Here is a 20,897-nt window from a genome sequence, read left to right as displayed (position 1 = left end):
GTCATCGGCCGGACGTCCCCACCGGGACCACGTCCTCCCGCCGTCCGTCCCCGGCGTCGGGCCCGAGGCGGGCCCGGGGGTCGTCCGGCGGCGCCGTGGAGCGCCGTCCCCACCGCCACCTGGCGACGAGCCACACGGCCGACTGGACGAGGCCGAGGAGCGCCGCGGCGGCGAGGGCGTCGGCCCCCTCCGCCAGACCCGGTGGACGGAAGTCGATCTCCAGGCCGTGCTGGCCGGCCGGGACGTCGACGGTCAGCAGCCCGGCGGGACCGTCTCGCACGTCGACCGGCGCCCCGTCGAGCGTCGCGGTGTAGCCCGGCCAGGCCAGCCGGGCGAAGACCAGCGTGCCGGCCTCGGCTGCCCGCACCCGCACCTGCTCGCTGACTCCCGTTCCGGCGTCGGACAGGACGTCCACGCCGGGTGACACCCAGGACAGGCGCCCGCCGTACCCGATGGCCTCGTCGCGGACCCACACGGTGCGCAGCCGGTCACGGGTCGCCAGGGACCAGCCAGGCGGGGGTTGCTGACCGGCAGGGCCGGGGAACAGCTGGGTGTCGATCACCAGGGTCTCCACGCCCAGCAGGTCGACCAGCGGAGCGCCGGTGTCGCCGGCCGGTCGCCAGGCGCGGTCGAACGCCTCGGGGCACACCTGGCCCCGGTACCCCGTGCAGAGCGCGTCGGCGAACTCCTCGAACCCCATGCCGCTGTACCGCACGATCGACTCGTGCCCGGACATGAGGGTCTCGTTGCCGAACAGGAGGTGCCCGGTGTACCGGCGCGGTGCCGTCAGCAGCGACTCCGGGGAGGCCAGCTGCAGCACCGTGCCGCGGTAGGCGGACGAGGCCTCGCGCACCTGCGCGATCGAGCTCGGGAACTGCGCCCGGTCCGACGCGCCGCTGTCGCGCAGCGGCAGCACGGCGCTCTGGTAGGTCACGACGAGGACGGTGCCGGCGACCAGGACCGTCGCCCAGGCGGTGCGTCCCCGGCGGCGGAAGGCGGTCACGGCCAGGAGGACCAGGGCGAGCACGCCGACCGTGGCCAGCACGTGCAGCCACGGGTGGTCGGGGCGGACGGCGAAGGACAGGTAGCCCCCGACGACCACGACGGCGACCGTCGTCGTCGTCCGTCGGCGCACGTGGTCGGTGGCCGGGCCGGAGGACAGGAGCAGGGCGAGCAGGACGCCGAGGGCCAGGTAGAGGTACTCGATCAGCCGGATCGGCCAGCGGAAGAGCCACAGGTTCGACGGGCCGACGGTCAGGACGGCGAAGACGACGGCGACGACGGCCACGCTGGTCAGCGGCCGGTGCGGTCGCCGCAGCGCCCCCCAGCGCACCCACGGCAGCAGGGGGAGGGCGAACCAGGTGGCGTAGGTCGACGGGACCCGCTCGACGAGTGCCCCGCCGAAGGTGAGGATCGCGGGCAGGTACGTGGGCGCGCTGGAGGCCAGGACGTCACCCAGGTGCGGGACCAGGAACGTGTCGTTGGCCAGCATCGCGGTCTGCTCGCGGTCGGTCACCGGCAGGGTGCCCACGAGTGGCAGGAAGACGAGGGCCGCGGTCGCCCCGACGCACGCACCGGTGACGACGATGCCGACGAGTCGCCCCCAGTCGCGCCGCGCCAGCAGCTCCACGGCGATGCCGGCCAGCACGACGACCATCCCCAGCGCCGCGTACGGGTTGCCGGTGGTCATGGCCAGGGCGCCGACGAGGAACGTCACCAGCGGCAGGAGGTGGCCGCGGGACTGGCGGCGCGCCGCCCACCAGAACCAGGTGACCCAGGTGAACGCCATGAGACCGGCCGGCCAGCCGTTGGCCTCGTAGTAGAGGGTGAAGCCGGTGGCGGGGACGGCGGAGGCGACGGCCACCGACGCGAGCCGACCGGCGCCGTACTCGCGGAACAGCAGGTACGCGCCCATGCCGAGCAGGGCCAGGAACTGGATCTGCACGACGGCGGCGGCCGTGGCCAGGTCGTCGAAGTACGAGACGAGCACGTAGTCCAGCAGCTGGACCGGGTTCCACAGTGCGTACGTGCCCTCGGCGGCGTAGTTGCCGCCGGTCCAGCCGGCCGGCTCCATGGTCGGCCACTGCCCGGCCCGCAGCAGGTGGCCGAGGTGGTGCCACAGCGGGACGAAGGACTGGGGGTTGTCCCCGCCGTAGTAGAAGTCGTGCCGTTGCAGGAAGGGGATGGTCATCGTCGCCGCGACCGCCACGCCGACGCCGAGGACCACCAGGAACTCGGGGACCCGGTGCCCGCGACGGCCGTCGGTCGGGGATCCGGTCGACCGCTGCGCGACGGTGCTCACCGAGGGCTCTCTCCTCCGTGGTTCCCGAGGTGCGTGGTGGTCGAGGTGCGTCGTTCCCGGGTGCGTGGCCCTCCTGGCACCCACCGCCGTCCCACGGTCCCGCCGGGCACGGAGACGGCGGCCGGCGCAGTCGTCGTCCCCGGGCTCCGGTGCCGCCGTCCGGCCCGGACGGCGGGCGGTCCGTGTTTCCGGGACGTTACCCTGCGAGAACGCATCCGCCCCGTGGGACGACGTCGGGACGGACGGTGGAACGGGAGCCAGCGGACATGGACGGGGCGGTGGGCGCGCCGGACGGTGGAGCGGCTCCGGTCGCCCTCACCTACGTCGTCCCGGCGCACAACAGCACGCTCGCCATCGAGCCCACGCTCCGCGCGCTGGCGGACCGACTGGCCGACGTGGACGCCGAGGTGCTCGTCGTCGAAAACGGCTCCACCGACGGCACCGGCGCCCTCCTGCAGCGGATCGAGCAGGCCTGGTCCCACCCCCGGGTGGCACTGCGGCTCCTCCGGTCGGCGAAGGGGATGGGGAACGCCTACCGCGCCGGCATCGCCGCGAGCCGCGGAGCGCGGGTGGTCCTGACGGCCGACGACCTGCCGTTCGGGTTCGACGACCTGGACGCCGCCGAAGGCGTGGACCCCGCCGTGCACCCGGTGGTCATCGGCTCCAAGGGGCACCGCGACTCGGACGTCGACCGGGGCCTCCTGCGGCAGGTCCTCACCGCGGGGTTCGGGGTGCTGCGGCGAGTGGTCCTGGGGATGCGGACGCTCGACCCGCAGGGGACGTTCGTGCTCGCCGGCGACTGGGCGCGCGAGATCGGTCCCCGGCTCACCGAGCCGGGCTACCTGGTGACAACGGAGCTGTGCTTCCTCGCCGAGCGCTCGGGCGTCCAGCCGCTGGAGGTGCCGGTCCGGCTCTCGCCTCAGCACCGGGAGCACCGCAGCCGCGTCACCGTGCGCGACGTCCGGCAGATGGCCGTGGGGCTCCTGGCGATCCGGCGCCGGCACGCGTCCCCTGCGGACCGGCAGCCCGCGCAGGCGCCGGCTCAGCGGTAGGGCAGACCGGCCGACCGTTGCACGGCCAGGGCCAGCTCGAGTGCCCGGCGGCCCTGGACACCGGTCACCCGTGGGGAGCGGCGGTGCGTGACGCACTCGAGGAAGTGCTCCCACTCGAGCGCCAGCGGCTCGCCGCGGTGCTCGAGGAAGGGGATCTCGACCAGCCCGCTCTGCCGGTAACGCACCCCGCCCTCGGCGAGGAACTCGTTGTGGTCGACCCGGTGGATGGTGAGGTCCTGGCGGACCAGGTCCAGGACGACGAAGTTGGTGCGCTGGGTGAGCTCGATGCGGCGGATCTTGCTCTGCCCGACGCGGCTGGCCGTCACGGTCGCGGTCACCCCGTTGCGGAACTGGAGCAGGGCGGTCACGAGGTCCAGGGAGTCGGTCCGTTCCCGCCGGCCGATCCCCTCGACCCGCTCGACGTCGGAGTCGGCCAGGGCGAGTGCGAGCTCGAGATCGTGGATCATCAGGTCGAGGACGACGTCCGCGGTGACCCGCGGGGAGAAGGGGCCCATGCGGGTCAGCTCCACGTGCAGCGGGTCCTGGACGATGCCGTCCAGCTGGAGCACCGCGGGGTTGAACCGCTCGACGTGGCCGACCATCAGGATCCGGTCGTTCTCGCGCGCCGCCTCGATGAGGGCGTCGGCGTCCTCGACCGTCGTGGCGACGGGCTTCTCGACCAGCAGGTCCACGCCGGCACGCAGGAGCGGGACGCCGACGTCGACGTGCTGTTCGCTGGGGACGGCGACGACGGCGGCCTCGGCGAGCTCGGGGACCGCGGCCGGATCGGTGCTGTACCGCGCCCCCACGGAGTCGGCCAGGGCCCGGCCGCGCCGGTCGTCCGGGTCGACGACCAGCGTGACCTCCGCCTCGGGCAGCCGGCGCAGGACCCGCGCGTGGTTGGCCCCCATGAACCCCGCGCCGACGACGGCCACCCGGGTCACCCGAGCACCTCGGTGACCGCGTCGACGATCCGGTCCAGGTCGGCCCGGCTCAGCTGCGGGTGGACCGGCAGGGACACGACCTCGGCCGCCATCTGCGCCGCGACGGGCGTCTCGTCGACGACGACCCGCGGGTGGTCCCGGTAGCAGGGATGGTCGTGCACCAGCCCCGGGTAGTAGACGCCGGCCCCGATCCCGCGGTCGGCGAGCGCGGCCACCAGACCGTCGCGGTCCACCGCCGCATCCGCGGTGACCCGCACCGTGTACTGGTGGAACACGTGCTCGCGCCCGGCCGGCACGGAGGGCAGGCGCAGGCCGGACACGGCGCGCAGGCCCTCGGTGAGGTGGGCCGCGTTGGCGCGCCGGGTGTCGTTGATGGTCCCGAGCCGGCCGAGCTGGGGGAGGGCGATCGCCGCCTGCAGGTCGGTGAGCCGGTAGTTGTGACCCGGCACCTCGTACCGGTACGGCGCCCGCATGCCGTGGTTGCGGAGCAGACGCAGCCGGTCGGCGACGGCCCCGTCCCGGGTCGTGACCATCCCGCCCTCACCGCACATGACGTTCTTCGTGGCGTAGAAGGAGAAGCACCCGACGCCGAAGGAGCCGACGGCGCGCCCGTCGACCCGTGCACCGTGCGCCTGGGCGGCGTCCTCCACGACCGCCAGCCCCCGCTCGCGGGCGAGCTCCTCGAACCGGGGCATGTCCGCCGGCAACCCGTAGAGGTGCACCGGCAGGAGCACCCGGGTCCGCTCGCCGACCAGGGCCTGCGCGCACGCGACGTCGAGGCAGAAGTCGTCCGTGACGTCGGCGAAGCGCGCGGTGGCCCCCGACTCGAGGACGGCGTTCAGCGTCGCCGCGAAGGTGAACGGTGAGGTGACCACCTCGTCACCCGGGCCGACCCCCAGCGCCTGGAGTGCCGCGACCAGCGCGGTGGTGCCGTTGTTGACGGCGACGGCGTGCTCGACGTCGTGCGCGGCGGCGAACCGTCGTTCGAGCTCCTCGACTCTCGGACCCTGGGCCAGCCGACCCGAGCGCAGCACCTCCAGGACCAGCGACTCCTCGTCCGGGCCGATGGCGACGACGGAGATCGGGATCTGCTCGACCACCGGGACCGCGTCGCCGGCGCTCGTCGGACCCGTGCCCGGTGGCGCCGTGCTCCCGGGCGACCTCGCGAGCTCGGTCACGTCTGCGCCCCGCGGGGACCCGCCGTCCGGTCGCGGTGCTCGGCGCACCGGAGGTCGCCGGGGCGCTCCACGGCACGGCTGACCACCTCGCCGCACTCGCACACCCACCCGGCGGGGCAGGCCGGATTGCCCATGACGAGCTGGTGCGGTTCGACGTCCCGGGTCACCACCGCACCCGCGGCGACCATCGACCAGCGACCCAGCACGGCGCCGCAGACGATGGTCGCGTTGGCGCCGATGGAGGCACCGTCGTGCACCACGGTCGGGGTGGTCGACCACTGGCCGGCCGAGGCGCGGGGCCGCAGGTCGTTGGTGAACACGGCACTCGGTCCCACGAACACGTCCGAGCCCAGCGTGACCCCGTTGTAGACCGAGACGTTGTTCTGGATCTTGCACCGGTCGCCGACCACGGCACCGGCGTCGACGAAGACGTTCTTGCCGAGGACGCAGCCCGACCCGATCACCGCGCCGGCCCGGACGTGGGCGTGGTGCCAGACCCGGGTGCCCTCACCGATCTGCGCCGCGTCCTCGATGACGGCCGTCTCGTGGGCGGCTGCCGGGTGACGTGCGGGCTCCTGTGCGGAGACCATGTCCCTCCCCGTCCTGGCCGGGGTGATCCGGATCACCGTGGACCCCGTGACGGGCAGCCTACGGCCATCCCGTGCCGCCGCCGTCCCGCCGTGCACCTCGGTGAGGACCCCGGTGCCGACTCCACGGGGTGCCCGTGGGGTCGGCGTCCCGGCAGTGCCCACACCCCGGGGGTGGTGTACGAGCCGCCCGGGGTGGGCACCGGCTCCTCGCCGTGGCCGTCGAGACGCCGGTGGGTCGGGCGCAGACGGCCCGTGTGGGCGTGGCGGCGGCAGGGACGCCGGAGCCGCCGATGGGGAGTGGTGCGGGTGCCCGGAGGTCCACGGATGCTGCCCGGCCGGGTCACGGCGGCGGTGCGGCGGTGGGTGGTCCGGACGGCGGTGGCGCCGTTCGAGGCCCGCCTCGCCCGCCTGGTGGAGTCGACCGTGCGGGCCGAGACCGAGCGACTGGAGGCGTGCGCGCGGGCGGAGACCGACCGGGCGATCCGGGCCGTCCACGAGGTGGAGTTCCGCAGCCGGCGTGACCTGCTCGCGGCCGGGGAGCGGGACGCAGCCGTGGCCTCGGCCCGGTTCGCAGCTCGGGAGATGCCGACCGCACGGGCGTTCCACGACCCGCTGAGCACCCTCCGGTACGCCGTCGAGATCGCCCCCGCCGGCGGCCTGGCGCTGGAGTTCGGCGTCTTCCAGGGGCGTTCGCTGGAGGTCATCGCCGAGGGGCGGGGCCGCCGGGACGTCTACGGCTTCGACTCCTTCCAGGGGCTGCCCGAGGACTACCGCCCGCACGTGCGGACCGGTGCCTTCGCCACGGACGCGCTGCCCGAGGTCGGCGGCGCCGAACTCGTCGTGGGCTGGTTCCAGGACACCCTGCCCGGCTTCCTCGCCACCCACCCGGGCCCGGTGCACCTGCTGCACGTCGACGGAGACCTCTACTCCTCGGCGGTGACCGTCCTCGAGCACGTCGGCCCCCGGCTGGTCCCCGGGTCGGTGGTGGTCTTCGACGAGTTCTTCAACTTCCCCGGCTGGGAGCGGCACGAGTTCCGTGCCTGGCAGGACCACCTCGAGCGCACCGGCGCCCGCGTCGCCTACGAGGCCTACACGTCGAACGACGAACAGGTCGTCGCCCGGGTGCTCGACGCCGGCACCGCCGCCGGCAGCTGAACCGTGCGTGTCGCCGTCGCCGTGGCGCGGCCGGGCGCCTACCGTCGAGCCCGCCCGCCCCGCGTCGGAGGAGCCCGTGCCCACCTCCTCTCCCGTCGTCCCGTCCCGGCTCCGCCGCGGCGTGCTGACCGGCAGCGCCCTGCTGGTCCTGCTGGGCGGCCTCCCGGGCTGCGACGTGCTGAGCGCGACCGGGCAGGCCGGCGGCCCGCCGACCGGCGTCCTGGACGACGCGGCCGCCGAGGAGGCGATCGCCACCGCGCCGCCGGACTCCGCCCTGGCCACCCTCGGCGAGGTGCCGGTGCGCGGCCGGGCGCCGCGCACCGGCTACGAGCGCGAGGAGTTCGGCGACGGCTGGGTCGACACCGACCGCAACGGCTGCGACACCCGCAACGACGTGCTGGCCCGCGACCTGACCGGCGAACGGTTCCGGCCCGGCAGCGACTGCGTCGTCGTCTCCGGCACCCTCGAGGACCCCTACTCCGGTCGCACCATCGAGTTCCGCCGGGGCGAGGACACCAGCGACGACGTGCAGGTCGACCACGTCGTCGCGCTCTCGGACGCCTGGCAGAAGGGCGCGCAGGGGTGGGACGCCGACCGGCGCACCGCGTTCGCCAACGACCCGCTCAACCTGCTCGCCGTCGACGGGCCGCTCAACATGCAGAAGGGGGACGGCGATGCGGCCACCTGGCTGCCACCGAACACCTCCTACCGGTGCGCCTACGTCGCGCGGCAGGTCGCGGTGAAGTCCGGCTACGGGCTGTGGGTCACCCGCGCCGAGCGCAACGCCGCCGCCACGGTGCTCGCCGGCTGCCCGGACGAGCCGCTGCCCGGCGCCTCACCGGACGTCGGCGCCCGGACGGCGCCCGCGCCGGCCGGGACCGTCTACGCCGACTGCGACGCGGTCCGCGCGGCGGGCGCGGCCCCGATCCGGCGGGGCGAGCCGGGCTGGAACGACACCTTCGACGGGGACGGCGACGGGGTCGGCTGCGAGTAGCGCGCCCTCGACCAGGTGAGCTGATCCAACCGGCTCCGGGCCCACCACCGATCGTGAGCCAGGACCGGGGACGGTGAGCTGAGCTGATCGTCGGGGACCACCGCGTATCGTGGGCGACGGCACGAGCCCCGCCGAAGCCTCGGCATGCTCGCTCTCCCCGCGTCTCGGGGATCGAAGCGACCCAGCCACCGCCCGGCCGACGCGACCGGGCCGTACCTCCGGAGCGACATGACCGCCACCACCGGCACCCGTGTACTGACCGACGGCGACTTCCAGGTCGCCGACCTCTCCCTGGCCGGCTTCGGCCGCAAGGAGATCCGGCTCGCCGAGCACGAGATGCCCGGCCTCATGGCCCTGCGCGCCGAGTACGGCGACGAGCAGCCACTGGCCGGCGCCCGCATCGCCGGCTCCCTGCACATGACGGTGCAGACCGCCGTCCTCATCGAGACGCTGAAGGCGCTCGGTGCCGACGTCCGCTGGGTCAGCTGCAACATCTTCTCCACCCAGGACCACGCCGCCGCGGCGATCGTCGTGGGCGACGGCACCCCCGAGCAGCCCACCGGCGTCCCGGTGTTCGCCTGGAAGGGCGAGACGCTGGAGGAGTACTGGTGGTGCACCCAGCGCCTGTTCGAGTTCCGCGACGGGAGCGGCGCCGTCGTCGGGCCGAACATGCTGCTCGACGACGGCGGCGACGCCACGCTGCTGGTGCACCTGGGCACCCGCTTCGAGGCCGACGGCAGCGTCCCGGACACCACCGAGGCCGACTCCGAGGAGTACGCCGTCATCCTCCAGGCGCTGCGCGGCACGCTCGCCGCCGACGCCGGCTACTGGACCCGCATCGGCCAGGGCATCCGCGGCGTCACCGAGGAGACCACCACCGGCGTCATGCGGCTCTACGAGCTCGCCCGCGACGGCCGGCTGCTGTTCCCGGCGATCAACGTCAACGACTCGGTGACCAAGAGCAAGTTCGACAACCTCTACGGCTGCCGGCACTCCCTGGTCGACGGCCTCAACCGCGCCACCGACGTGATGATCGGCGGCAAGGTCGCCGTGGTCTGCGGCTACGGCGACGTCGGCAAGGGCTGCGCGGAGGCGCTGCGCGGCCAGGGCGCCCGGGTGGTCGTCACCGAGATCGACCCGATCAACGCCCTGCAGGCGGCGATGGAGGGCTACCAGGTCACCACGCTCGACGACGTGATCGACCAGGCCGACATCATCGTCACGGCCACCGGCAACCGCGACGTCATCACCGCCGAGCAGCTCGGCCGCACCAAGCACCAGGCGATCGTCGGCAACATCGGCCACTTCGACAACGAGATCGACATGGCCGGCCTGGCCCGCACCCCGGGCATCACGCGGACGAACATCAAGCCGCAGGTCGACGAGTGGCGCTTCGCCGACGGCCACACGATCATCGTGCTCTCCGAGGGCCGGCTGCTGAACCTGGGCAACGCCACCGGCCACCCCAGCTTCGTGATGAGCAACTCCTTCTCCAACCAGGTGCTCGCGCAGATCGAGCTGTGGACCAACCGGGCCGCCTACGAGGGCCAGGAGCCCTCGGTGACGGTCCTGCCGAAGAAGCTCGACGAGCACGTGGCCCGGCTGCACCTCGGTGCCCTCGGCGTGAAGCTGACCGAGCTGACCAAGGTCCAGGCCGACTACATCGGGGTCCCGGTCGAGGGCCCGTACAAGAGCGACCACTACCGCTACTGAGGAAGGACCCCCTCCCGCCCACCCTTCGCAGGCTCGGGGCGGGCGTCTGGAAGGGGGCCGTTCCGGCACGTCACCTGGCTCGCCGCGGGATCCTGGAGGGGACCCGGGCGGGCCACGCGATCGGGGCACGTGGGGACACCCGTCCGGAGCACTCCGGGCGGGTGTCCCCGCTTCCGTCGCCGGGCAGCGCAGAATGGTCGCCGTGCCACCCAGCGCTGCTCAGAACGGGGCCTCCCGCGGCCGAGTCCTGGTCGTCGACGACGACGCCGCCCTCGCCGAGATGCTCGGCATCGTGCTCCGGCGCGAGGGCTACGAACCGGCGTTCGTCTCCGACGGCAACCGCGCGGTGGCCGTGTTCCAGCAGACCCGCCCGGACATCGTGCTGCTGGACCTGATGCTGCCCGGCCGCAACGGCCTGCAGATCTGCCAGGACATCCGCACGCAGTCGACCGTCCCGATCGTCATGCTCACCGCCAAGGGCGACACCCTCGACGTCGTCCAGGGGCTCGAGGCCGGCGCCGACGACTACGTCACCAAGCCGTTCAAGCCGGTGGAGCTGGTCGCGCGGGTGCGCGCGCAGCTGCGGCGCGGCGAGACGGGGCAGGCCGAGAGCCTGAGCATCGGCGACGTGCAGATCGACGTCCCGGCGCACCAGGTCACCCGGGACGGCGTCCCCGTCGCCCTGACCCCGCTGGAGTTCGACCTGCTGGTCGCGCTGGCCCGCAAGCCGCGCCAGGTGTTCACCCGCGAGCTGCTGCTCGAGCAGGTGTGGGGCTACCGGCACGCTGCTGACACCCGGCTGGTCAACGTCCACGTGCAGCGGCTGCGGGCGAAGATCGAGCGGGACCCGGAGAAGCCGGAGATCGTGCTGACGGTGCGAGGGGTCGGCTACAAGGCCGGTCCGCCGTGAGCCCGGCTCCGCGACGACGGCCGTGAGCACGACGCAGCCCGCGCCTCCGGCGACCGACGCGTCGCCCGAGGCGCCGTCGTCCCCGGGTGCCGTCGGCCCGGCGCCGGCCGACGGGCCCCGCCGGCCGCTGTCGGCCGGACTCGGCGCGCTGCGCCGCCGGCTGAGCCGGCAGGCCACCTGGACGCGCCGGCTGGCACAGCAGCAGGCCGCGCGGGCGGCGGCCGCCTGGCGCTCGTCGCTGCAGGTCCGGATCGGCACCATCACCATGCTGGTGGCCGGCACCGTCGTGGTCATCGTGAGCCTGGTGCTGTTCAGCCAGATCAAGGACCAGCTGCTGTCGGTCAAGGAGCAGGCGGCGATCGACCAGGTGCAGACCGGGGTGGTCTACGCGCAGAACGAGGTCGCGGGCATCGCCGCCGGTGACGGCGCCAGCGTGCGGGCGACGCTGGACCGGACGGTCAAGCAGCTCAAGGAGCGCGGCAGCCCGGCCGGTGACTTCGAGGTCGTCATGGTCTACCGGACCGGCGACTCCGAGCGGGCCCCCGCGGTCAGCCAGCGCGGCGTCTACCCGGCGATCCCGCCCGAGCTGCGCGCCGACGTCGCCTCCGGCGGCCAGTACGCGCAGTACGCGATGGTCCCCGACGGCAGCGGGCAGCCCCGGCCCACCTACCTCGTCGGTGCACCCGTGCCGACCGGCGCGAGCAGCGCGGAGCGGATCGAGCTGTACTACGCCTTCCCGCTCGACCAGGAGGCCGAGAGCCTCTCGCTGTTCCGCAGCACGGTCGTCATCAGCGGTATCGCCCTCACCCTCTTCGTCGTCGGGATCGCCCTGCTCGTGACCCGGTTGGTGGTCGACCCGGTCCGCCGGGCAGCGGGCATCGCCCAGCGGCTGGCGGAGGGACAGCTCGAGGAACGGATGGTCGTGCGCGGCGAGGACGACCTGGCCCGGCTGGCGACCAGCTTCAACGCGATGGCCGACAGCCTGCAGCGGCAGATCACCCAGCTGGAGTCGCTGTCCCAGCTGCAGCAGCGCTTCACCTCCGACGTCTCGCACGAGCTGCGCACGCCCCTGACGACGGTGCAGATGGCCGCCGACGTGCTCTACGAGTCCCGCGCGGACTTCCCGCCGCACGTGGCGCGCTCGGCGGAGCTGATGCACGCCGAGCTCGACCGCTTCGAGGCGCTGCTCACCGACCTGCTGGAGATCAGCCGCTACGACGCGGGGGCCGCCGTCCTCGACTGGGAGCCGACCGACCTCGGCGCGCTCGTGCGCCGGGTGGCGTCCGGGATGTCGGCGCTGGCCGAGCGGCACGGCTGCGAGCTGACGGTGTCCGGCCCCGCCCAGGACGTCATCGCCGAGGTCGACGCCCGCCGGGTGGAACGCATCCTGCGCAACCTGGTCGGCAACGCGATCGAGCACGGCACCGGCAAGCCGGTGGAGATCACCTGGGCGGCCAACCGGACGGCGGCGGCGGTCACCGTGCGCGACCACGGGGTGGGGCTCTCCGCCGCCGAGGCGCAGCACGTGTTCGACCGCTTCTGGCGCGCCGACCCCTCGCGGGTGCGCACCGTCGGCGGCAGCGGGCTGGGGCTGTCGATCAGCCTCGAGGACGCGCGGCTGCACCGCGGCTGGCTGCAGGTGTGGGGGCAGCCCGGCGCCGGCGCGCAGTTCCGGCTGACGCTTCCGCTGGCCGCCGGCACCGACCTCACCAGCTCGCCGCTGCCGCTGCGGCCCGCGGTCCTGCGCCGTCCCGGGGGCGCCCGGTGACCCGCCGTGTCGTCCTGGCCGTCGTCCTGCTGGGCCTGCTCGGCGGCTGCTCGACGGTGCCGACGAGCTCGGCGCCCGTGCAGATCACCCAGGCGCCGCCGCGTGCGGACACCCCGGTCGGCATCGAGCCGCTGTCGCCGGAGCCCGATGCCACGCCGGAGGAGGTCGTCCGCGGCTTCCTCGACGCCGCCGCCAGCACGGTGCGCGGACACCCCGTGGCCCGCGAGCACCTGGCTCCCGAGCCGCAGGGGTCGTGGTCCGACGACGCCGGCATCACCCTGCTCGGTCCCGACTACGCCACCGTCACCACCGACGCCGGCACCGTCGTCGTGACCGGCGAGCTGGTCGGCACCATCGACCAGCGCGGCGGGTTCACCGTGGGCGGCCAGGAGGTCTACTCGCGGGAGTTCCGGCTCGAGCGGGTGGACGGCGAGTGGCGGATCAGCGACCCGCCGGACGGGCTGCTCATGCTCGAGCCCGACTTCGAGCGGCTCTACGAGCGGCGCGACCTCTACTTCCTCGACCCGACCGGCCAGCGCGTCGTCCCCGACCCGCGGTACCTGATCACCGGGGAGGCCCAGCCGACGGTGCTGGTCGAGCGGCTGCTCGAGGGGCCCTCGGCGGTGCTGGCCGCAGGCGTGGTCAACGAGCTCCAGGGCGCCGCGCTGGGCAGCACGGTGACCGTCTCGGCGCAGGCGGTCACCGTCGACCTGTCCGGCGTCGCCGACGCCCCGCCCACCCGGCTCGCGGGGATCTCGGCCCAGCTGGTCTGGACGCTGGGCCAGCTGAGCTCGGTGCGCTCGGTGGAGGTCCTCGTCGACGGGGACCCGCTGCGCCTCGACGGCGTGCCGGTCATGCAGACGGTCGACACCTGGGCCACCCTCGACCCCAAGACCGCCCCGGTCGACGCGGTCGGGCACTTCCTCGTCGACGGCGCGGTGTGGACGGCGACGGACGTCCCCGCGCCGGCTCCCGGCCCGGCCGGCACCGGGGTCTACGGGCTGTCCAGCGCCGCGGTGGCCACCGATCCCCGCACCGGCGAGCTGACCCAGATGGTGGGGGTGACCCAGCGGGACGGGCAGGCGATCCTGCTCACCGGCTCCTACGGCCGCGACCTGACCCCGGTGCTGCCCAGCGGCTCGCTGACCGTGCCGACGGTGGCGCCCGCCCGGCAGGAGTTCTGGCTGGTCCGCGACGGCTCGACGGTGGTGCGGGTGACCGCGGGCGGCCCACCGCAGGCGGTCAACGCCGTCACGCTGCCGGGCCTGGGCCGGGCCACCGCGCTGCAGCTGTCGCCCGACGGTGTCCGCGCAGCCGTCGTGGTCGAGGGCGGCCAGCGGCAGAGCCTGTACGTCGGCACCGTGGTGCGCTCGGCCGACGGCCCCGTGGCGCTGCGCGACTGGCGCGAGGTCGCCCCGGCGCTGGGTCAGGTGGTCGACGTCGCGTGGCGGACCTCCGGCAGCCTGCTGGTGCTGGCCGGCGACGCCGGTGAGGACCGCAGCCTGCCCTACACGGTCGGCGTCGACGGCTGGGACCTCTCGCCGGTGCCCACCGCCGGGCTGCCCAGCCAGGCCACCGAGGTCGCCGCCGCACCCGGGCGCCCTCCGCTGGTCAGCGCCGGCGGCACCATCTGGGAGTGGCAGGTCGCCGGGGGCACGTGGGTGACCCTGGTCCGCGGTGAGCAGCCGCAGCCGGGCACCGAGCCGTTCTACCCCGGCTGAGGTGAGGACCGGCGTCCTCCTCATCCCTCGCAGGCTCGGGGCGAGCCGCTGGACGGGGCCGGTGGCGAGCCTCCGGATGGAGCCGCCCCTGTCCCGTCGTGGGCTGCACTTGCGCGTCCACAGGTGCTCCGCCGCCCTGGGCGCGGCCCGTTCGGGGCGCGAGGCTGGGGGAGTGGACGGCGGGGTGCTCGCGGCGCTGGCCGACCTGCTGCTGCCGCGCGAGTGCGCCGGGTGCGGTGTGCCGGGTGCCGTCCTCTGCCGGCGGTGCGCCGCGCTGCTCGCCGTCCCGCACCTGGCCCAGCCGCGCCGCTTCCCCGCCGGCTTCCCGCCGACGGTGGCCGCCGGCGCCTACGACGGGCCGGTGCGCCCGGCGGTCAACGCCTTCAAGGAACGCGGCCGGGCCGAGCTGGCCCGCCCGCTGGGCGCCGCCCTGGCGCTGGCCGTCGCAGGCGTGCTGGCCGGGCTGTCCGGGTCTCCCGGGCCGGTGCGGCTCGTCCCGGTGCCCAGCAGCGCTGCCGCACTGCGCGCCCGTGGCCGCGACCACGTCCGCGAGCTGACCGTCCGCGCGGTCGCCGAGCTGCGGGCGGCCGGGGTGGACGCGGCGGAAGCGCGACTGCTGCGCCGCAGCGCGCGGGCGGCCGACTCCGCGGGCCTCTCGGCGGTGCAGCGGCGGGCCAACCTGGCCGGCACCTTCGCGCTGCGTCCCGGCTCTCCCGAGCTGCCCGCGACCGCGGTGCTCGTGGTCGTCGACGACGTCGTGACCAGCGGCGCGACGCTCACCGAGGCGGCCGGGGTGCTCGCGCCCGCGGCCGGTCGGGAGGGGTCCCCGGTGCTGGCCGCGGTCGTCGCGGCCACCCCTCGGCGCACTCCGGCGGAGGGCCCGACGCAGGTCGGCGGGGGTCCGGCAGATCGACTGTCGGGACCCGGCGACCGGGACTAGCGTGGGTTCGATCACAACCCGAACGACCGGGAGGTCTCATGGAGATCGTGGTCCGTGGCCGGAACGTCGAAGTCCCCGAACACTACCGACAGCACGTCGAGGACAAGGTCGGCAGTCTCGACCGGTTCGACGGGAAACTCAAGATCCTGCGCATCGACGTGGAGCTCTTCCACGAGAAGAACCCGCGCCAGTCCGGCAAGTGCCAGCGCGTGGAGATCACGCTCCGAGGCAAGGGGCCGGTGATCCGGGCCGAGGCCGCCGCACCGGACTTCTACGCGGCGCTGGACCTGGCCGCCGGCAAGCTCGACCACCGGTTGCGCAAGGCCGCCGACCGCCGCCGCGTCCACCACGGACGACGGACCCCGGCCAGCGTGCGGGTGGGCGGTGGCGCCCCCGACACCGCTGTCGCCGAGTCCCTCGACCGCGACCGGGAGCTCGCGGAGGGGCCGCACGTCACCGACCTCGATGAGCACCTCCCCGGCCGGATCGTGCGAGAGAAGCACCACCCGGCCACTCCGATGCACGTCGACCAGGCCCTCCACGAGATGGAGCTGGTCGGCCACGACTTCTTCCTCTTCCTGTGCGCCGACACCGGGCAGCCGACGGTCGTCTACCGCCGGCACGCGTACGACTACGGCCTCATCCGGCTCGTCGACGCGCCGCTGGACGGCGCCGCCCGGCAGTCCACCTCGGCCGCCGAGCCCGCGGCGGCGGGGGCCTGACGCCGGGGCGGGGGTGCGGCCGACCCCGCACCCCCGCCCCGCTCACTCGTCCCGCAAGCGTCCGAACAGCACCGCGTCCGCGCGCGAGCCGTCCTGGTAGGCCAGACAGGAACGGACGACGCCCTCGCGGGCGAACCCCGCCCGCACCGCCACCGCCTGCGACGCGGCGTTCTGCACGTCGGTGAACAGGTGCACCCGCGCCACGCCGTGTCGGAAGGCCCAGTCGGCGAGCGCGCGTGCGGCCTCTGCGGCGAAGCCCCGGCCGCGCGCCCAGGACGCGGTCCAGTAGCCGATGTCCGGCCCCAGCAGGCCGGCCTCCAGGTGCCGCACGCCGCAGGCGCCGACCAACTCGCCGTCGGCCTCCACCGCGGTGTCCAGCGCGGTGCCCTCGGCGCGCCCGCGGGCGGCGGAGCGGGTGACGAACTCCTCGGCGTCGGCCCGCGTGTAGGGCTCCGGGAGGTTCGGCATCCACCGCCGGTGCTCCGGGTCCTGGCAGGCGCGGAACACCGCGTCGACGTCGTCCGGGCGGAACGGGCGCAGCACCAGCCGCGCGGTGCGGACCACCTCGGTGGTCAGGTCGACGCCGGTGAGGTCGAGGGCCATCAGCCCATGGTCAGGGGTTGCCCAGCACCCGGTCGACCGAGATCTCCAGGACCACCCGCGCCGGGTTCTCCCGTGGGGTGCGGTAACGCCGGGCGTAGCGGGCCTCGGCGTCGGCGACCGCGGCGGCGTCGTCGCGCACCACCGCCGTCCCCTCGAGGGTGACCCAGCGGCGGCCGTCGACCTGGCACACCGCGACCCGGGAGCGTCCGGCGCGGACGTGCCGCGCCTTGGCCGACGTCCCCGAGGTGATCACCCGGGCGGTGCGGGTGACCGCGTCGTAGGTCACCCCGACCGGGACGACGTGCGGGCTGCCGTCGGCGCGCAGCGTGGTCAGCGTGGCCAGGTGCCGCTCGGTGAGCAGGGCGAGCAGGCCGTCCGGCAGGTCGTCGAGGTCGTGCGCCACGGGCTGGATTGTCGGGTACCGGATCCGACGCCGGACACCGCCTACGCTGGAACGGTGGTGTTCTCCAAGATCCTCCGAGCCGGTGAGGGAAAGACCCTCCGGCGATTGAACAAGATCGCCGATGCGGTCGAGTCGCTGGCGGACGACGTCGCCGACCTCACCGACGCGGAGCTGCGCGCCAAGACCGACGAGTTCAAGGAGCGCCTGGAGGAGGGGGAGACCCTCGACCACCTCCTGCCGGAGGCCTTCGCCGTCGTCCGCGAGGCCGCCACCCGCACCCTGGGCCAGCGGCACTTCCGGGTGCAGCTCATGGGCGGCGCCGCGCTGCACCTGGGCAACATCGCCGAGATGCGCACCGGTGAGGGCAAGACGCTGACCGGCGTCCTGCCCGCGTACCTCAACGCGCTCACCGGCCGGGGCGTGCACGTGGTCACGGTCAACGACTACCTGGCCAAGCGCGACGCCGAGTGGATGGGCCGGGTGCACCGCTTCCTGGGCCTCTCGGTCGGCGTGATCCTCTCCGGCGAGCGCCCGGCGCACCGCCGTGAGCAGTACGCCTGCGACATCACCTACGGCACGAACAACGAGTTCGGCTTCGACTACCTGCGCGACAACATGGCCTGGAACAACTCCGACCTGGTGCAGCGCGGGCACCACTTCGCCGTCGTCGACGAGGTCGACTCGATCCTCATCGACGAGGCCCGCACCCCGCTGATCATCAGCGGTCCGGCCGGCGACCCGGCGATGCAGCGCTGGTACGGCGAGTTCGCGCGGCTGGCCCCGCTCATGCAGCGCGACGTCCACTACGAGGTGGAGGAGGCCAAGCGCACGGTCGCCATCACCGAGGAGGGCGTGGAGTTCGTCGAGGACCAGATCGGCATCGAGAACCTCTACGAGGCGGCCAACACCCCGCTGATCAGCTTCCTGAACAACGCGCTGAAGGCCAAGGAGCTCTACCACCGCGACCAGCAGTACATCGTCAGCAACGGCGAGGTGCTCATCGTCGACGAGTTCACCGGCCGCGTGCTGTCGGGCCGGCGCTACAACGAGGGCATGCACCAGGCCATCGAGGCCAAGGAGCGGGTGCAGATCAAGGACGAGAACCAGACGCTCGCCACGATCACCCTGCAGAACTACTTCCGGCTCTACGAGAAGCTCTCCGGGATGACCGGCACCGCCCAGACCGAGGCGGCCGAGCTCTCGCAGACCTACGGGCTGGGGGTCGTGCCGATCCCGACGAACCGTCCGATGATCCGTGAGGACCGCTCCGACGTCATCTACAAGACGGAGAAGGCCAAGTTCGACGCCGTCATCGACGACATCGCCGAGCGGCACGAGGCCGGCCAGCCGGTGCTGGTCGGCACGGCGAGCGTGGAGAAGTCCGAGGTCCTCTCCAAGCTGCTGCTGCGCCGCGGCATCCCGCACGAGGTGCTCAACGCGAAGAACCACGCGCGTGAGGCGCACATCGTGGCCCAGGCCGGGCGGCTGGGCGCGGTCACCGTGGCCACCAACATGGCCGGCCGCGGCACCGACATCCAGCTGGGCGGCAACCCGGAGTTCATCGCCGACGAGCAGCTGCGCGCCCGCGGCCTGTCGCCGGCGGAGACGCCGGAGGAGTACGAGGCCGCCTGGGACAGCGCGGTCGACAAGGCCAGGGAGCAGGTCCGGGCCGAGCACGAGCAGGTGACCGAGGCCGGTGGCCTGTACGTGCTGGGCACCGAGCGGCACGAGAGCCGGCGCATCGACAACCAGCTGCGCGGCCGCTCCGGTCGGCAGGGCGACCCCGGTGAGTCGCGGTTCTACCTGTCGCTGGGCGACGACCTCATGCGGCGGTTCAACGGCCCGATGCTCGAGTCGATGATGACCACGCTGCGGGTCCCCGACGACCAGCCGATCGAGTCCAAGATGGTCAGCCGGGCGATCCTGTCGGCGCAGACCCAGGTCGAGCAGCAGAACTTCGAGGTCCGCAAGGACGTCCTGAAGTACGACGAGGTGCTCAACCGCCAGCGCACCGTCATCTACGCCGAGCGGCGCAAGGTGCTCGACGGCCAGGACCTGCACGTGCAGGTCCGGTCGATGGTCGACGACGTCATCAGCGCCTACGTCGACGGCGCCACCGAGATGGGCTACGCCGAGGACTGGGACCTCGAGCAGCTGTGGACCGGCCTCAAGGCCCTCTACCCCGTGGGGCTGGACCGCGACGAGCTGATCGACCGCGTCGCCGACGGCGACCAGGCCGGGCTCTCCGCCGACGTCCTCAAGCGCGAGCTGCTCGACGACGTCCACCGGGCCTACGAGGAGCGCGAGGCCGCCCTCGGCTCGCAGGTCATGCGCGAGCTCGAGCGGCGGGTGCTGCTCAGCGTCCTCGACCGCAAGTGGCGCGAGCACCTCTACGAGATGGACTACCTGCGGGCCGGCATCCACCTGCGCGCGATGGCCAACCGCGACCCGGTCGTGGAGTACCAGCGCGAGGGCTACGACATGTTCATGTCGATGCTCGACGGCATCAAGGAGGAGTCGGTCGGCTTCCTGTTCAACCTGGAGGTCAAGACCAAGGAGCAGCAGGACGCCGAGGCCCGGGCCAAGCAGGCCGAGGCCGAGGCCAAGGCGCTGGCGGCGGCCCAGGAGGGGACGGCGCGGGTGCTGGCCCGGCAGGCGGCCGCTGCCCGGGCGGCGCAGGCCGCGGCGGCTCCCGCTCCGCCGGTCGCGCCCGCCCCGTCGGCGCCGTCGACCCCGGCCCCGGCTCCGACCGCCTCGGCTCCGGCTCCCGGTGCGCCGGCCGCCGCCCGGCCGGCCCCCGCTCCGGCCGAGGAGGACGGGGCCGCTCCGGCTGCCGCGCAGGCGCCGGCTCCTGCCGCCCAGGCTCCCGCTCCTGCGCCGGCGGCGCGCCGGAGCTCCTCGGCGCGGCGGGGGCGGCACGCCGCGCCCGAGGTCGAGCCGGCGGCACCCGAGGTGGAGGAGCCGGTGTCCTCGGGCGCCGGGCCGGAGCTCTCGGTCGCGGGCCTCGACGACCCGCACCGCAGCGACCAGCTCAGCTACTCCGCCCCCGGCCTGGACGCCTCCCCCAAGGAGAGCGGCCGGACCAAGGCGGCCAAGACCGCGACCGTGACCGGCACCAAGGAGCCGTCCCGCAACGCGCCCTGCCCCTGCGGCTCGGGCAAGAAGTACAAGGTCTGCCACGGCGCGCCCTCCCGCGCCTGAGGAACCGGCGCGGGCGGGCCCCGTCCCGGTTCGGCCCCCTGCAGGCTTCCGCCGCGAGCCTGCGAGTGGTGGGGGGCAGGGGGACCTTCACCCGATCTGCAACGCGGTGCACCGCCACCGGCCGTCGATGCCCTCGAGCCGCGCGGCGACGGCGTGCGCGCGGCCGGATCGGCGGGCCACCGCGCTGACCTCGGCGACCCCGTCGACCGGCTCGCAGACGTGCACCGGGCCGAGCAGCACCGGGGCGGTGCCGCCGGCGCACCACCGGGGTCGGCGGCCGCTGGTGAGCGCCGCGTAGACGCCGAGAGCGGCGAGCGGCTGCACCTGGCTCAGCGGACGGTGGCCGGCCAGCCCCTCGAGGGCGAGCAGCAGCAGCCGGCGTCCGGCGACGCGCGGGTCGGGGAGGTCCGCCCGGGCAGACCACGTCGGCTCGAAGCCCGGCACGAACCCCGCGGGCGGCTCCTCCGGACGCGGCCGGGGACCCGGCCGGTGCGGTGCCCGCGGGACGGCGACGCCCGGGAGCACCAGCCGCAGCACCGGCTGCGGGTCCAGCGGCGGCTGCGGCGTCGGGACGACGGTGAGCCGCAGCGGAGCCGCGCGCAGTGGCTGCGGGCCGGCCCCGGGCGCGGTGTCGGCTGCGGTGTCGGTGGCGGCGGGGCGGGCGGGGGCGCCGGGCGCGGTCATCAGGGGCTCCGGGGTCC

General features: G+C 74.4%; 17 protein-coding genes. 10 read left to right on the top strand and 7 right to left on the bottom strand.

Features of this window, described 5'->3' with window-relative positions; translation table 11 throughout:
* Window position 1: 1 nt before the first annotated feature.
* The gene (locus ACI79G_RS14485) at window positions 2-2,302 is read right to left on the bottom strand and encodes a hypothetical protein (RefSeq protein ID WP_456881820.1); all 2,301 of its coding nucleotides are present in this window, start codon (window positions 2,300-2,302) and stop codon (window positions 2-4) included.
* 266 nt (window positions 2,303-2,568) lie between these two features.
* Between ACI79G_RS14485 and ACI79G_RS14480 the strand changes: the two genes are divergently transcribed.
* On the top strand, window positions 2,569-3,354 hold the full coding sequence (locus ACI79G_RS14480) for a glycosyltransferase (protein WP_456881819.1): 786 nt from the start codon (window positions 2,569-2,571) through the stop codon (window positions 3,352-3,354).
* Here ACI79G_RS14480 and ACI79G_RS14475 read toward each other — a convergent pair.
* The 3 genes from ACI79G_RS14475 to ACI79G_RS14465 all read right to left on the bottom strand — a co-directional run bounded on the left by ACI79G_RS14475 (window position 3,345) and on the right by ACI79G_RS14465 (window position 6,066).
* Entirely contained in the window at window positions 3,345-4,298 is a 954-nt protein-coding gene (locus ACI79G_RS14475) for a Gfo/Idh/MocA family oxidoreductase (protein WP_456881818.1), read from the bottom strand. The genes ACI79G_RS14480 and ACI79G_RS14475 overlap by 10 nt on opposite strands.
* Complete coding sequence (locus tag ACI79G_RS14470) at window positions 4,295-5,398, bottom strand: DegT/DnrJ/EryC1/StrS family aminotransferase (RefSeq protein ID WP_456881817.1); 1,104 nt, start codon at window positions 5,396-5,398, stop codon at window positions 4,295-4,297. The genes ACI79G_RS14475 and ACI79G_RS14470 overlap by 4 nt, the downstream gene beginning before the upstream one ends.
* A gap of 74 nt (window positions 5,399-5,472) precedes the next feature.
* Window positions 5,473-6,066 (bottom strand): acyltransferase, encoded by a 594-nt coding sequence (locus ACI79G_RS14465; protein WP_456881816.1) that lies wholly within the window; start codon window positions 6,064-6,066, stop codon window positions 5,473-5,475.
* 306 nt (window positions 6,067-6,372) lie between these two features.
* On the opposite strand from ACI79G_RS14465, the gene ACI79G_RS14460 reads away from it, so the two are divergent.
* The 8 genes from ACI79G_RS14460 (at window position 6,373) to hpf (ending at window position 15,989) form a co-directional block, all read left to right on the top strand.
* Complete coding sequence (locus tag ACI79G_RS14460) at window positions 6,373-7,221, top strand: class I SAM-dependent methyltransferase (protein ID WP_456881815.1); 849 nt, start codon at window positions 6,373-6,375, stop codon at window positions 7,219-7,221.
* 76 nt (window positions 7,222-7,297) lie between these two features.
* Window positions 7,298-8,215, top strand: coding sequence for a GmrSD restriction endonuclease domain-containing protein (locus ACI79G_RS14455; RefSeq protein WP_456881814.1), 918 nt, complete (start codon window positions 7,298-7,300; stop codon window positions 8,213-8,215).
* 228 nt (window positions 8,216-8,443) lie between these two features.
* A complete protein-coding gene (gene ahcY, locus ACI79G_RS14450; protein ID WP_456881813.1) occupies window positions 8,444-9,928 on the top strand; it encodes an adenosylhomocysteinase in 1,485 nt (494 codons plus the stop codon).
* Window positions 9,929-10,130: 202 nt separating this feature from the next.
* Window positions 10,131-10,838, top strand: a complete 708-nt coding sequence (mtrA, locus tag ACI79G_RS14445; RefSeq protein WP_456881812.1) for an MtrAB system response regulator MtrA — start codon at window positions 10,131-10,133, stop codon at window positions 10,836-10,838.
* Window positions 10,839-10,860: 22 nt separating this feature from the next.
* Window positions 10,861-12,606 (top strand): MtrAB system histidine kinase MtrB, encoded by a 1,746-nt coding sequence (gene mtrB / locus ACI79G_RS14440; protein WP_456881811.1) that lies wholly within the window; start codon window positions 10,861-10,863, stop codon window positions 12,604-12,606.
* Window positions 12,603-14,327 carry an LpqB family beta-propeller domain-containing protein gene (locus ACI79G_RS14435; protein ID WP_456881810.1) on the top strand — a complete coding sequence of 575 codons (1,725 nt, stop codon included), beginning with the start codon at window positions 12,603-12,605 and terminating at the stop codon, window positions 14,325-14,327. The genes mtrB and ACI79G_RS14435 overlap by 4 nt, the downstream gene beginning before the upstream one ends.
* A 172-nt stretch (window positions 14,328-14,499) precedes the next feature.
* The gene (locus ACI79G_RS14430) at window positions 14,500-15,267 is read left to right on the top strand and encodes a ComF family protein (protein ID WP_456881809.1); all 768 of its coding nucleotides are present in this window, start codon (window positions 14,500-14,502) and stop codon (window positions 15,265-15,267) included.
* A 38-nt stretch (window positions 15,268-15,305) separates the two neighbouring features.
* Window positions 15,306-15,989: a ribosome hibernation-promoting factor, HPF/YfiA family gene (gene hpf, locus ACI79G_RS14425; protein ID WP_091212969.1), complete on the top strand. Its 684-nt coding sequence runs from the start codon at window positions 15,306-15,308 to the stop codon at window positions 15,987-15,989.
* Between the two features lie 42 nt (window positions 15,990-16,031).
* Here the strand turns inward: hpf and ACI79G_RS14420 are convergent, their stop codons facing one another.
* Window positions 16,032-16,592, bottom strand: a complete 561-nt coding sequence (locus ACI79G_RS14420; protein ID WP_456881808.1) for a GNAT family N-acetyltransferase — start codon at window positions 16,590-16,592, stop codon at window positions 16,032-16,034.
* A gap of 10 nt (window positions 16,593-16,602) precedes the next feature.
* The gene (locus ACI79G_RS14415; protein WP_456881807.1) at window positions 16,603-16,995 is read right to left on the bottom strand and encodes a pyridoxamine 5'-phosphate oxidase family protein; all 393 of its coding nucleotides are present in this window, start codon (window positions 16,993-16,995) and stop codon (window positions 16,603-16,605) included.
* A 54-nt stretch (window positions 16,996-17,049) separates the two neighbouring features.
* Here ACI79G_RS14415 and secA point away from each other — a divergent pair, with 54 nt between their 5' ends.
* Entirely contained in the window at window positions 17,050-20,196 is a 3,147-nt protein-coding gene (gene secA, locus ACI79G_RS14410; protein ID WP_456881806.1) for a preprotein translocase subunit SecA, read from the top strand.
* Between the two features lie 87 nt (window positions 20,197-20,283).
* On the opposite strand, the gene ACI79G_RS14405 is transcribed toward secA, so the two are convergent.
* The gene (locus ACI79G_RS14405; RefSeq protein ID WP_456881805.1) at window positions 20,284-20,880 is read right to left on the bottom strand and encodes an Rv3235 family protein; all 597 of its coding nucleotides are present in this window, start codon (window positions 20,878-20,880) and stop codon (window positions 20,284-20,286) included.
* Between the last annotated feature and the right edge of the window lie 17 nt (window positions 20,881-20,897).

This window comes from Geodermatophilus sp. SYSU D00779 (assembly GCF_054050595.1).
Note: the sequence above shows the minus strand (reverse complement) of the source record. Positions and strands in the feature narration are given on the sequence as shown.

Excerpts from the sequence above, each read along its gene's own strand:
- ACI79G_RS14480 (WP_456881819.1), top strand. The coding sequence starts at position 2,569 with ATGGACGGGGCGGTGGGCGCGCCGGACGGTGGAGCGGCTCCGGTCGCC.
- ACI79G_RS14465 (WP_456881816.1), bottom strand. The coding sequence starts at position 6,066 with ATGGTCTCCGCACAGGAGCCCGCACGTCACCCGGCAGCCGCCCACGAG.
- ahcY (WP_456881813.1), top strand. The coding sequence starts at position 8,444 with ATGACCGCCACCACCGGCACCCGTGTACTGACCGACGGCGACTTCCAG.
- hpf (WP_091212969.1), top strand. The coding sequence starts at position 15,306 with ATGGAGATCGTGGTCCGTGGCCGGAACGTCGAAGTCCCCGAACACTAC.
- ACI79G_RS14420 (WP_456881808.1), bottom strand. The coding sequence starts at position 16,592 with ATGGCCCTCGACCTCACCGGCGTCGACCTGACCACCGAGGTGGTCCGC.
- ACI79G_RS14405 (WP_456881805.1), bottom strand. The coding sequence starts at position 20,880 with ATGACCGCGCCCGGCGCCCCCGCCCGCCCCGCCGCCACCGACACCGCA.